Annotated in this window: 11 protein-coding genes and 1 other annotated feature; of the genes, 5 read left to right on the forward strand and 6 right to left on the reverse strand. The window is 53.6% G+C overall.

Annotation, left to right across the window (positions count from 1 at the left end; genetic code table 11):
- Window positions 1–114: 114 nt before the first annotated feature.
- The 3 genes from ACZ481_RS21750 to ACZ481_RS21760 all read right to left on the reverse strand — a co-directional run bounded on the left by ACZ481_RS21750 (window position 115) and on the right by ACZ481_RS21760 (window position 4,675).
- A complete protein-coding gene (locus ACZ481_RS21750) occupies window positions 115–1,485 on the reverse strand; it encodes a sodium-dependent transporter (protein WP_464767421.1) in 1,371 nt (456 codons plus the stop codon).
- Window positions 1,486–1,575: 90 nt separating this feature from the next.
- Window positions 1,576–3,147 carry a DUF3369 domain-containing protein gene (locus ACZ481_RS21755; protein ID WP_464767422.1) on the reverse strand — a complete coding sequence of 524 codons (1,572 nt, stop codon included), beginning with the start codon at window positions 3,145–3,147 and terminating at the stop codon, window positions 1,576–1,578.
- Entirely contained in the window at window positions 3,140–4,675 is a 1,536-nt protein-coding gene (locus tag ACZ481_RS21760; RefSeq protein ID WP_464767423.1) for a sensor histidine kinase, read from the reverse strand. The genes ACZ481_RS21755 and ACZ481_RS21760 overlap by 8 nt, the downstream gene beginning before the upstream one ends.
- A gap of 224 nt (window positions 4,676–4,899) precedes the next feature.
- On the opposite strand from ACZ481_RS21760, the gene ACZ481_RS21765 reads away from it, so the two are divergent.
- The 5 genes from ACZ481_RS21765 (at window position 4,900) to ACZ481_RS21785 (ending at window position 9,348) form a co-directional block, all read left to right on the forward strand.
- Entirely contained in the window at window positions 4,900–5,655 is a 756-nt protein-coding gene (locus ACZ481_RS21765; RefSeq protein ID WP_464767424.1) for an ABC transporter permease, read from the forward strand.
- A complete protein-coding gene (locus ACZ481_RS21770; protein ID WP_464767425.1) occupies window positions 5,652–6,374 on the forward strand; it encodes an ABC transporter ATP-binding protein in 723 nt (240 codons plus the stop codon). Before ACZ481_RS21765 ends, ACZ481_RS21770 begins: the two co-directional genes overlap by 4 nt.
- 37 nt (window positions 6,375–6,411) lie before the next feature.
- Window positions 6,412–7,383: an ABC transporter substrate-binding protein gene (locus tag ACZ481_RS21775; protein WP_464767426.1), complete on the forward strand. Its 972-nt coding sequence runs from the start codon at window positions 6,412–6,414 to the stop codon at window positions 7,381–7,383.
- Window positions 7,384–7,443: 60 nt separating this feature from the next.
- Window positions 7,444–7,655: a binding site (T-box leader), on the forward strand.
- A gap of 50 nt (window positions 7,656–7,705) precedes the next feature.
- Window positions 7,706–8,185: an Lrp/AsnC family transcriptional regulator gene (locus tag ACZ481_RS21780; RefSeq protein WP_464767427.1), complete on the forward strand. Its 480-nt coding sequence runs from the start codon at window positions 7,706–7,708 to the stop codon at window positions 8,183–8,185.
- On the forward strand, window positions 8,182–9,348 hold the full coding sequence (locus ACZ481_RS21785) for an aminotransferase class I/II-fold pyridoxal phosphate-dependent enzyme (RefSeq protein ID WP_464767428.1): 1,167 nt from the start codon (window positions 8,182–8,184) through the stop codon (window positions 9,346–9,348). The genes ACZ481_RS21780 and ACZ481_RS21785 overlap by 4 nt, the downstream gene beginning before the upstream one ends.
- Before the next feature lie 96 nt (window positions 9,349–9,444).
- On the opposite strand, the gene ACZ481_RS21790 is transcribed toward ACZ481_RS21785, so the two are convergent.
- The 3 genes from ACZ481_RS21790 to ACZ481_RS21800 all read right to left on the reverse strand — a co-directional run bounded on the left by ACZ481_RS21790 (window position 9,445) and on the right by ACZ481_RS21800 (window position 12,189).
- Window positions 9,445–10,413: a P1 family peptidase gene (locus ACZ481_RS21790; protein ID WP_464767429.1), complete on the reverse strand. Its 969-nt coding sequence runs from the start codon at window positions 10,411–10,413 to the stop codon at window positions 9,445–9,447.
- Window positions 10,413–11,693: a uracil-xanthine permease family protein gene (locus tag ACZ481_RS21795; protein ID WP_464767430.1), complete on the reverse strand. Its 1,281-nt coding sequence runs from the start codon at window positions 11,691–11,693 to the stop codon at window positions 10,413–10,415. The genes ACZ481_RS21790 and ACZ481_RS21795 overlap by 1 nt, the downstream gene beginning before the upstream one ends.
- A gap of 295 nt (window positions 11,694–11,988) precedes the next feature.
- Complete coding sequence (locus ACZ481_RS21800; protein WP_464767431.1) at window positions 11,989–12,189, reverse strand: hypothetical protein; 201 nt, start codon at window positions 12,187–12,189, stop codon at window positions 11,989–11,991.
- Window positions 12,190–12,202: the final 13 nt, after the last annotated feature.

A 12,202-nucleotide genomic window follows, 5' to 3' on the forward strand; every position in this document is an offset into this window, starting at 1 on the left:
TTTGACGAATAAAGTCAGAACCGTCTCTGTTGTTATCAGCTAGTACTAGTATCCGGCTGTCAGGCCGTTCTAATACCGGCAGAGCAAAACTTGCTATTCCCTACGGTGTTTTCCCTATAATTTTACCACACCGATGGAGCTTAGGAAAACCAGGAACAGCAGGGCGGGGGTAATATAGCGAACCAGGAAATAAAACAGAGTAAATAAGCCGGCGGAAATTTTCCCGTTGTTGGTCAGTTCCCGGCGCAGCTCGGAGGTTTTCACAACATAACCGGCAAACAAAGCTACCAGCAGACCGCCGACAGGCATTAAAATATTGGAGGATATATAATCAAAAAGATCAAAGAACCCCTTGCCGAACACGGTATACTGGCCCAAAAGCGCCGAACTGTCCGCCGATAAAGCCGCCAGCGCGCCGAAGGCTAAAATAATAACCGCATTCAGCACAACCGCTTTTTTACGGCCATACCCTTTTTCCTCAGCAAAATAGGCGACAGGCACTTCCACCATTGACAGCATGGCCGTCGTGGCGGCAATGGACGCCAGGAAAAAAAAGGCGACTAACAGGATACTGCCCAGGGGCATCTGGGAAAACACCAGCGGAATGGTCATAAATAACAGGCCCGGACCCGCCCCCGGTTCCATACCAAAGGAAAACACGGCCGGAAATATGGCCAGGCCGGCCAGCATCGACACCACCGTGTCCGATACCGCCACTTTCACAGCGGTGCCAAACAGGTTATTATCCTGGGTAAAATAGCTGCTATAGGTAACCATCGTCCCCATGCCCAGCGACAGTTTAAAAAACGCGAGCCCCAGGGCCGTCAAAATAACGGGCGGGGTAATCTTACTAAAATCGACATTAAAGAGAAAATCAATGCCGGCACTGGCGCCAGGCAGCGTCAACGCCCGGATATCGCACAGCACAATCAACAGAAAAAACAGCGGCATCAGGGTTTTAGTAATGCGTTCGATCCCTTTTTTGACGCCCATGATAAGAATGGCGGCAACCGTAATCATGACAACAACCTGCCAGATTATCGGGCTGGCCGGCCCTACAACCACACTGCCAAACTGAGCCTTGGCCGCCGCTGCGGTAATGCCGGCAAAATCGCCGGCGATGGCTTTAAACAGATACAGGTAGACCCAACCGGCAACACAACTGTAAAAGAACATAATCAAATACACGCCGAATATCGCCATTATCCCGGTATAGCGCCAGGCCGTTTGCGGTTTGAGCTTCTCAAAAGCACCAACGACATTGCGGCGGGTACTCCGCCCCAGGTAAAATTCACTTAACATAACCGGAAGCCCAACCAGAATAATACAGATAAAATACACCAGCAGAAAAGCCCCGCCGCCAAACTCACCGGTAAGATAGGGAAATTTCCAAATGTTTCCCAAACCGACCGCACTGCCTAAAGTGGCAAAAAATACAGCCAGGCCGGATGAGAACCCCTCTCTTTTTTGCTGCGACTCCGCCATTAACATTCTCCCCTCAGTAAACATTATTCCATTTTGTAGTTTACTGTGAAACAAAAGTATCTGTCAATGGTAAATCGACAGCATTCGCTATTATACATCTTTAAAGGTATCTCTAATATGCAAAAAATCCTCCAGATTTGCCAGAAAAAGATCAACAAGCAGGGGGTCAAAGTGGCGGCCCCGTTCACTGGTAAAATACTCAAGGATTTTATCCAGCGGCCAGGCGGGCTTATAAACCCGTTTGCTGCCTAACGCGTCAAAGACATCGGCAATGGCCGTTATGCGGCCATAAATATGAATGTCTTCCCCTTTGATACCGTCCGGATAGCCTGTGCCGTCATATTTCTCATGGTGCTGCAGGGCGATCAGCGCAGCGGCCTGCAGGATTTTACGGTTAGAACTGCGCAGAATCTCGTAGCCCAGAACCCCGTGGGCCTTGATGACCTCAAACTCCTCCGGCGCCAGCTTGCCGGGCTTATTAAGAATAGAATCGGTAATTCCCAGTTTACCGACATCATGCATCGGCGAGGCCAATTTAATCAGCTCGGCTTCTTCCTCCGGCAGGCCGTATTTTAAAGCCAGCAGCTTAGAGTATTCGGCCACCCGCCGCACATGATTGCCGGTCTCCTTGGACCTGGCTTCCGAGAACTCACCGAGGGTAAAAATAATCTCCTTTTGCGTGTCCTCGATCTCCTGGGCGAGAAAACTGTTATCAAAAGTAGCCGCTACTGTCATCCCGAAAATATTGATCAGATTTTTTTCCCAGTCCGACAAGCTGTTTAAGCCTTCTAAATAGATAAAGCTCTCATGCTGATTTTTCCCTTTAAAATACTGAATGAAGCAGTTGTCGGCATGAATGCCGTTTTTACTCTGCCGGGCCTTGTCGATCAGGTCATCAAGATCGCCGGCCGCCATCTGCCTGGCCGGGCAGCCGACAATCCCACAGTATTTCTCGGTACCATCCAATATGTAAAACTCGCCGTTGGCCTCTTTGACTGCGACTAACCCGGAAATGGCCGCGGCCCGGTGACTGGCATTAATACTGAGAATTGATAAGAGCTGTGTCAGCACACAGGCTGCCAGACGCTTCAGCGACTGGGCCTCCAGTAAAGCGGCCGCCGATTCCAGCGTCTTTTCCAGCCCTTTGCGATTATTGTCAAGATTGACGATATCCCGGTAAGACCGGAGCGAGGCAATGATCGTTGTCGTCAGCTTCCGGGCGGTAAGCTCGGTCTTTTCTTTATAATCATTAATATCATAGTCACGGATCACCGTTTCCTCCGGCGCTTCCTGCGGCTGGCCGGTCCTCAGAATGATCCGGGCCAGTTGATTATTCAGTTCTTCCCGGATATACCGGGCCACTTCCAGCCCGGCCTTATTACCATCCATCATAACATCCAGCAAAATTACGGCCACATCCGGGTTGCGCCGCACTAACGCTTTGGCCTCAGCCGGCGAAAAGGCGCTCAAAAACTGCAGGGGCTTGTCTTCAAAGGTAAATTCCCTGAGAATTGTTTTGGTTATCTGATGAATTCCTTTATCATCATCAACGATGAGGATTTTCCACCCGGCACGCTCGCCAGGTTCAAGCTCCGGGGCAAACGCCAGCAGGGTGTCCTTATCCTCGGTGTCAAAAATCAGGTTATCTGCTTCATTACTCATGTTTCAACTCTCCTATTGGCAGCCTTATTGTAAAAATGACGCCCTTACCGGCAGTGCTGCGGCAATGAATTGTGCCGCCAAATCTTGTCGTGACAATCTCTTTAATAATACTAAGCCCCAGTCCCGTATTGCCTTGCTCCTGCTTCGTCGTAAAATACGGCGCAAAAATATGCCCAAGGATGCTCTCGCTGATGCCTTTGCCATCATCGGCATATTCAAGTACCGCCATCCCCTCCGCCTGCATTAGCCTTAATACCATATGTCCCTGTTCCCCCTGTTCATAAGCATGAGTCAGGGAGTTAAGGACCAGATTGGTAATGATCTGCTGCAGGAGGCCAGGGAAACCATGCAGGCGAATATCGGCCTCATACTTTAACTCCAGTGTGTGGCCGGCCTGAGCAAGCCGGGGTTTCAGGGCCGTCAGCACCTGTTTCAGCTGACCGGCAATACTAAATACCCGGCGCTCTTCACCACCGGTTGCCGATTTTCTAAGATTGGCAACCAGGTCGGCCGCGGTTTGCAGGTTTACAAGGATACTGTCCGCTGATTCACTGTAAAAGGTAAGATGTTTTTCCAGATCAGACTTCTTAACAGCACCTTGCTTATATAACTGGGTTAATGTCTCCACTTCCTGCCCCAGATAAGAGGCCGCCATAATACCTGTTCCCAGGGGTGAATTTATTTCATGGGCGAAACGGGCGATTACGCCGGCCGCATCGGTTGCACCGGCGGCCTGGCAGACCGGACTGTCCGCTGCCGGCAGTGGCTTGGCCGGTTCCCCGGGCGTCACACCCTGCCCCGCCGGCGCTTTGCCGCGTTTAACCCCCGGTTCACGGCCAGCCTCATGCAGTGCCTGCCAGGTCCGGGCCAAAACCCTGCGGCTGTGTGCATTCTCGGCCGCTAACTCACGCCGCAGCAGCAAAAAGAAGGTCAGTATCAGGAAGCCAAAGCCCCAGTAGGCTGTATACGGCCCCGGCCAGACGGCTCCGCCTGCCGCCGCCAGCAGGCACACACCCTGGATAGCGGCCAAGATAGTGACACCGGCCAAAACACCCCTGGCGGCAAAGCTGCCGGCAATAGCCCGGGCGACAATAAGCCCCCCCGCAGCCAGACCGGTTCCGGCCGTGATCCCTACCAGCAGTCTGCCGGCCTCCGCCCCGGCCGTGGGACTGGCCGCCGCCCATAAGAGGGCAATTACCGCATAGGCAACATGCAGCCTGGCTAAACGCCCCAGCCAGGCATGATTTCCCTGACACACATAATACGCTACCAAACGGTAGAATGCGGCCGGCAGCAGGCAAGCGGCCAATAGGGCAACCTGCTCCCAAAAAAGGGGAACAGCAATAAATTCCCGCTTGATTTCCAATTGCGCCAACAACCGGATGCCTGTGCACAAAGCCAGCCAGCTAACCGCCGCAAACAGACGGCTGCTGCGTTTGCCAAGCAAAAAAACGGCCAGCGGCATAGCGATGGCAATAGCAAAAAAAAACAAAACCAACAGGGCCCCTTCTATATTGCTATACCCCAACCCCGCCGCCTCCTTTCGCCAGACAAATCAGCTTATCTGTTATTCAAATGGATTTTATTCTCGTCAAATTCTGTATAATCCTGCCGGCACTAAAATAATAAGTCGGCCTTTGTAAGATAATCCAGAAATTGCAGGAATTTACATGCGACGATGTCGAAATTAGCCATAACTCCCTGACGTGCTAGAAACCGGTCACATCCCCCTTGAAGGAGTCAGCCATACCTATGAATTTTTTAAAAGGCCTCGTGCTTCCCACTGGGATTATTCTCGCTTGGATTGCAGTATCCCAGTTCAAATTATTCAGTTTCTATATCCTGCCGCCGCCGGAACAGGTACTGGCAACAGCAGGCTTCCTGCTGAACAACGGCCTGCTCCTAAAACACCTGACAATTAGTTTTTACCGGGTAATTGCCGGCTTTCTCCTGGCCTTTCTGCTGGCTTTTCCGCTGGCGGTCCTGCTTGGCAGCACCCGGCAGGTTGCTCCTTTCCTTAACCCGCTGCTCGAATTTGTCCGGCATATCCCGCCGCTGGCCTGTATCCCGCTGCTGATTCTGTGGTTCGGTATCGGCGAAGCCTCCAAACTTGCCGTCATTATTCTGGCCGCATTTTTTCCGGTTTTTCTGAATACAGTAAACGGTATTCGGCAATGTGACCAAAAGTTATTGGAGGTAGGCGACGCATTTGGCTTCAGCCCCCGGGAAAAAATTCTCCGCATCGTCTTGCCTGCGACCCTGCCTTTTATCATTATTGGTATGCGCCTGGGACTGGGGTACAGCTGGCGGGCGCTGATCGGGGCCGAACTGGTGGCAGCATCGGCCGGCATCGGCTACATGATCCTCGATGCCGAACAAATCTCGCGCTCCGATATCGTAATCATTGGGATTGTTACCATCGGCACGGTCGGCTACCTGATTGACCATCTGTTTCTGCTGCTGACCCGGTATGGCATGCCCTGGGCAAAAAGGACGGTAGACACATGATGGCATTAACCCTAAGCAAGGTGGGAAAAACCTATTCCCTGGCAGCTAAAGAGGTAATGGCGGTGGCCGATATCAGCCTGACTGTGGCAACAGGCAGTTTTGTCACCATTGTTGGCCGCAGCGGCTGCGGCAAAACAACCCTGCTCCGGCTGATAGCCGGCCTGGAAGCCGCAAGCGGCGGCACAATCCGGTTTGACCCGCCGGCTGGCAAAATCGGGCTGGTCTTTCAGGAGCCGCGGCTGATGCCCTGGCTGACGGTGGAAAAGAATATGGCCTTTGCCCTGGGAAAGGAACCGGACCGAGACCGCGTGGAGCACACAGTTGCCCATTATCTAAAAATGCTGAAGCTGGAGGACTTTCGCCAGGCTTACCCGGCGCAAATTTCCGGCGGCATGGCGCAGCGAACCGCACTGGGCCGCACCCTTTGCTATGACCCGGATATCATCCTGATGGATGAGCCGTTAGGGGCGCTGGATGCTTTTACCAGGGCCGGTCTTCAGCAGGAGCTGATCCATATTTTTTTGCTGACCCGAAAAACAATTCTGTTTGTGACCCACGATGTGGACGAGGCCGTACTCCTTGGTCAGCAGGTAATTGTCATGGACAATGGCCGTATCTGTAAAACCGTCCCGGTTCCGCTCGCCTATCCCCGCAATCCGGCCGCGGCGGAATTTTACGCTCTCAGGACGCAGGTACTGCAGGCCATCATGACGGCCTGACCCGGAAGCAAATAAACCTAAAGGAGTGGTGTAACCCATGAAGAAGCTGATTGTAGCTGTGCTGTTTATCCTCTTGGTCCTGACAGCGGCAGGCTGCGGCCTACAGCAAGCAAACCGGCCTGCCGCCCCCAGTCCCGCCACTATTAATATTTCCTATGTCAAACTGCCGCTCAACATCCCTTCCATTGTTGAAAAAAGGTTGGAACTGTTTGAAAAAGAGTTTGCCAGCGACAATATCAAGGTTGCGTTTCCGGAAATAACCGAAGGTCCGAAGATGACAGCCGCCTTGGCGTCCGGTTCGCTGGACTTCTGCAGCGCCCTGGGCGGCACCTCGGCGATACTGGCTGCAGCTAACGGTCTTGATATTAAAATCATCGGCATGTACAGCCGCGCCCCGAAGGCGTTCGTCATTATGACCAGAGATCCCGCAATCCAAACAGCGGCCGATCTGAAAGACAGGACAGTGGCCGGGCCGAAAGGAACCATCCTGCACCAGCTGCTGTTGGCGGCCCTTAAACAACAGGGTATAGCCGGCGAGGCTGTCAAATTCGTTAATATGGGCATTCCCCAGGGGGTTACAGCCTTGATGGCCGGTGATGCCGATGCCGCGCTGGTCGCCGGTCCGGCTGTGCCCAAAGCCCTGGCGGCCGGCGGCCGGATTATTGCCACCGGTGAAGGCCTGCTGGACGCCACCATTGTCATTGCGGTGGAAGGGAAGTTTCTGCGGGATCACCCGGAGCTTGTAAAACGCTATATGAAAGTCCACCGCCAAAGCTTAGCCTATATGCAGCGCCATCCGGACGAGGTATACCGGCTGACGGCGGACGAAACAGGCCTGGCGGTGGAGGATGTCAAAAAAATGGTTGACTGGTATGACTTCAATCCGGCCATCACCGGTGATGACATCCGTGATTTGGAAAAAACCCAGGATTTTCTGCTGCAAAACGGCTTACTTACCCAAACGGTTGAGATACAGAAGTTAATTAAGGATATGAGTACCGAATTTTAATCGCCCAGTGACTTGCCTTGCATTATTTTTTGTGATACTATAATTACAAAATTAATAATGCAGCATGTGATGACAGGGACAGTACCAAAACAGTCTTACCCTCCAGAGAGCCGGCTAGGGTGAAAACCGGCGGAAGCTATTTTGGGAAAGCCACCCTTGAGCTGTAGGCTGAATTTAGTAAGTGCTACCGTTGCCTGGCGTTAACAGGTCAGAGCGAGCCGCTTGCCGGCTAATCTAGGTGGTACCGCGGGAACTATGATCCCGTCCTTTTCTAAGGACGGGATTTTTTATTTTTATTACACCTTGAGGAGGCTATCTATTCATGAAAGAGTTACTGGATTTACTGGAAAAAGACTGTACCCAGCCGCTGGAACAGCTTGCAGCCCTGCTCCGCCGTTCCCCAGACGAGGTCGCCGCTCAGATTAAACAGCTGGAAGCCGAAAAAGTCATTGTCAAATACCAGCCGATCATCAATTGGGAGCAGGTCGGCGAAGACAGGGTAACCGCCATTATTGACGTACGCATTACCCCCCAGCGGGAGGTTGGCTTTGATGCCATAGCCGAACGCATCTGCCGGTTTCCCGAGGTAGTCACCCTGTATCTCATGTCAGGCGCTTATGATTTGAGTGTCATGGTCGAAGGCCACACCCTGAAAGAGGTTTCCCAGTTTGTGGCCACCAAACTGTCGACAATTGATGGTGTTATCAGCACAACGACCCATTTTATGTTAAAACGCTATAAATATGCCGGTGTTATCATTGAAGACCGGGAAGACGACCGCCGGCTGGTGGTGTCGCCATGAGCTGGGCCGACCGCCTGTCACCGGCCGTTAAAGCCGTCCCTCCCTCAGGGATCAGACGGTTCTTCGATATCGCCGCCGAAATGAAAGGGGTTATCTCGCTCGGTGTTGGCGAACCCGACTTTATCACCCCCTGGCATATCCGTGAGAGCTGCGTCCATGGACTGCATAAGGGCTATACAACCTACACCTCAAATTATGGCCTGTTAGAGCTCAGGGAAGCCATTGCCCACACCATTTATACGAATTACAACGTAATTTATGACCCCCGTCAGGAGGTCCTGGTCACCGTAGGCGTCAGCGAAGCGCTGGATCTGGCCGTCCGGGCCCTGCTTAGTCCCGGCGATGAGGTGCTGATCCCGGAACCCTGTTATGTATCGTATCAAGCCTGTGTGATGCTGGCAGGCGGTGTGCCGGTGCCGGTGCCAACAACCATTGACCATGAATTTCGCGTCACTCCCGGGCAATTGGAAAAACTGGTCACGCCCCGCACCAAGGCCTTGTTGATCGGTTATCCCAATAACCCGACAGGGGCCATTATGCCCCAGCAAGAACTGGCGGCAATTGCCCGGTTTGCTGAAGAACATGATTTGATTGTTATTTCTGATGAGATCTATGCCGACCTGACCTACGAGGGAGTCCATACCTGTTTTGCCAGCCTGCCGGCCATGCGTGACCGCACAATCCTCTTAAACGGCTTTTCCAAAGCCTACGCCATGACCGGCTGGCGGATCGGCTATGCCTTATCCAATCCCGACTTTATCGCCGCCATGAATAAGATTCACCAGTATACCATGCTGTGCGCGCCAATTACCGCCCAGTTGGGGGCCATCGAAGCACTTCGCCACGGTAAAGACAAAATGGAGAAAATGGTGGCCGAGTATAACTGCCGCCGCCAGCTTATGCGGGCAGGGCTGCAGAATATTGGTCTGACCTGTTTTGAGCCGAAAGGCGCCTTCTATATCTTCCCTTCCATTAAAGAGACCGGCCTGAGCTCCATGCAATTTGCCGAACAACTCCTGTTGTCGGAAAAAGTAGCGGTTGTTCCCGGCGATGCGTTCGGGAGCAGCGGTGAAGGCTTTATCCGCTGCTCTTATGCCTCCTCCATCGGCAATCTTACGGAAGCCCTGAACAGAATCGGGCGTTTTGTCCAGCAACACGGTTGATGGCACGGGCCGGTACATTGTACTACATTTATAATGAGCAAAAAGCAATGAGCTTGCCGGGCAAGCGCATTGCTTTTTTGCATTATCTCACAATCATTAACAGCGGTAATGAGCGGGCAAATCGCGGCAGCACGTAAAACCGGCCAGCGGCGCCGCCTGGGTTACGGCCCGGATGACCGCCTGTTCAACAGCCTGGGCGGCCAGGATGCCGACGGCATTGACATTGGCTGCCGTCTGGCCGGTAGCCAGCGTAAAAATGGTATCCCCGTCCAAGAGAGTATGGGCCGGGCGAATCGTCCGGGCATAACCATTATGGGCCATAGAGGCCACCTTGTTTGCCTGGCTTTTTGTTAAAACCGCATTGGTCACTACGGCCCCGATTGTTGTATTGCCGGTAAACAGGCCGGCTTGCTGTTCATATCGGTCAATCAGCCCCTGCTCACAGTTAAGGAATTGAAACGGCTCCTCGCTGCAAGCGCCGGCCAGAATTTTGCCGTCCGCCGGATTAATAACATCGCCGAGGCAGTTTACAGCCACAATCGCCCCCACCAGCAGCGTCCCGGCCGTCAGACAGCAGGCGCCGATCCCGCCTTTCATAGCCTGTCCGATGCCATACACCTTGCCTACCGTTGCCCCCGTACCGGCGCCAACAGACCCTTCAGGCACCACCGGCCCCGCCGCCAGACAGGCGGCATAGCCCATGGCTTTGTCCGGTCTGATCCGGTAATCGCCGCAAGTCAGGTCAAACAGGACCGCACCGGCCACAATCGGCACTTTGGTTACGCCAACATCAAACCCGGCCCCCTGTTCCTCCAGATACTGCATAACCCCGGCCGCGGCGTCCAGACCGAAAGCGCTGCCGCCGGCCAGCAGCACCGCCTGCACCTTGTCAACCATATTTACAGGATTCAACACATCTGTTTCCCGTGTACCGGGAGCGCCGCCCCGCACATCAACCCCGGCCACCGCTCCCTGCCGGCACAGGATCACGGTACAGCCGGTGGCGGCGGTAAAATCCTGGGCGTGACCAATCTCAATACCGGCAATGTCAGTCAGTTTTGCCATCAATTATTACCCTCCTTTCGATAGACCAGATGTTCAAGGATTAATGCCGCCGCTACGCCAACGACAAAGCCATTTGTCAACAGCGGCCTGATCAGCGCGGGGATACCGGCAACCACCGGGCCGGGCAAAAAAGCTACCAAGGTTCCCAGCATCAGCGAGAATCCCAGCAGCAGCCCGGTCTCCATACCGCCGGTCCCGGCATGGCTGTCTAACATCAACAGGCCGCCCGCTACTTGGGAACACATGGTGTAAAACAGCAAACTGCCTGTAACCACAGGCGGTATGTACGAGAATATGCCGATAATGCCCGGCGTAAAAGCCAGCAGGATCATGGCCAGTGCAGCAACCGCCACCGGCAGACGGGATGCACAGCCGGTGGCAAGGATAACCCCGCTGCTGAAAGAATAATTAACCGGACCGATAACCCCCAGGCAGCCGGCAAGCACATTGCCCAGACCGGTTACGGCCAGGCCCGCGTTGGTGCGTTTTTCCAGATCGCCGGCAGCAAGCAGAGCGGCCGTACTCTGAATCGACCCCAGATCATTAGCCGTCAGGGCCAAAAAGCAAAATAAAAAAGACAGGATAACAACAGGATCAAAACTCGGACTTACCACTGCAAGCCCCCCGCCGCCCACTGCCGGCGGCAGCCGGGGCTGCGGCCATTCACCGGCCACAAAGGCATAATAAGCCAGGCTGCCCAGAATCAGGGCCCAAATCACCAGGGTTGATTTCAGCGCTGCCGGTAAAAACCGCTGACCGGTGATCAAGGCCAGAATCATCAGCAGGGCAAAGACCAGCTGCGAAAACGGATTATTCCCGCCGGCGAGGATTAGATTTAAAATCGCCGGCAGCATCGTAAAGGCAATCAGCAATAAAACGACGCCCACGACCCGGGGCGTAAAGAGAGCGCTGATGCGGTTGAGCAGCCGCAAACCGCTCAGAATAGTCAGCAGCAGGCCGCAGACGGCAATTGAAAAGTAAGCCGCATCACCGGTTGCGTGTCCCTGACTGGCTATCAGTCCGCTTAACAGCACGGCTGCCGGCCCCACAACCAGCGGCAGGCGGTGCCCCAGCCAAACCTGAGCCAGCATCGTTGCCCCGGTTGCAAAAAAGACCTTTGGCAAATACGTTAACTGGACGCCGGCCGCGCCCGGGCTATGAATACCGGCGGCAATGGTGCCAAGGATAATAATATAAGGAACAACGACCAAAAACCACTGCAGCGAAATAAGGCCTGCTGCCAGGAGCGGCGGCCTCTCGTCAAGCCGGTAATGCAACACCAGTTACTCGCCTCCCCCATCTATTATCCCCTTATCTTCTTGGTTCAGCAGAATATTTCCTCCAAAGACAGCAACACCTTTAACCAAATCAGCCCCACTTGCATACAATGCAACAAATCAGCGCTGGTTAAGCGTAATAGATTAAGAGGGGGACTACTCAATGAGTGGGTTTGGCAAAGGCAGTAATTCGTGTTCAATTATTATTATCATTATCCTGTTGTTGTTTTTCTGCTTCTGCGATAACGATTCGACAAGCTGTTAAGCCTTTAGTACCTTGACTGGATCAAAACCTTGTTCAGCTTGCGGATCTTTTCCCGCCCTGCTTCGTTGCCGTCGCCTTACATAGTCCGATGTGCACGGCCCGCACAGGCACCAGGAAACCATTGCCTACCGGCTCAGTACCGCCGATCGTTATGATGCAGTCAGCGGCCTGGCCTGGCAGGACGAAAATATCTCCCAGCCTAACCTGAATTTTCTCCCTGGTCAAGGTACTCACCTAACCAACAGGC

It is taken from the genome of Sporomusa intestinalis (genome assembly GCF_055383785.1).

Bases quoted from the DNA above. Each gene is read 5' to 3' on its own strand.
- ACZ481_RS21770 (WP_464767425.1), top strand. From the start codon at position 5,652: ATGATGGCATTAACCCTAAGCAAGGTGGGAAAAACCTATTCCCTGGCA.
- ACZ481_RS21765 (WP_464767424.1), top strand. From the start codon at position 4,900: ATGAATTTTTTAAAAGGCCTCGTGCTTCCCACTGGGATTATTCTCGCT.
- ACZ481_RS21790 (WP_464767429.1), bottom strand. From the start codon at position 10,413: ATGGCAAAACTGACTGACATTGCCGGTATTGAGATTGGTCACGCCCAG.
- ACZ481_RS21750 (WP_464767421.1), bottom strand. From the start codon at position 1,485: ATGGCGGAGTCGCAGCAAAAAAGAGAGGGGTTCTCATCCGGCCTGGCT.
- ACZ481_RS21755 (WP_464767422.1), bottom strand. From the start codon at position 3,147: ATGAGTAATGAAGCAGATAACCTGATTTTTGACACCGAGGATAAGGAC.
- ACZ481_RS21785 (WP_464767428.1), top strand. From the start codon at position 8,182: ATGAGCTGGGCCGACCGCCTGTCACCGGCCGTTAAAGCCGTCCCTCCC.
- ACZ481_RS21775 (WP_464767426.1), top strand. From the start codon at position 6,412: ATGAAGAAGCTGATTGTAGCTGTGCTGTTTATCCTCTTGGTCCTGACA.
- ACZ481_RS21780 (WP_464767427.1), top strand. From the start codon at position 7,706: ATGAAAGAGTTACTGGATTTACTGGAAAAAGACTGTACCCAGCCGCTG.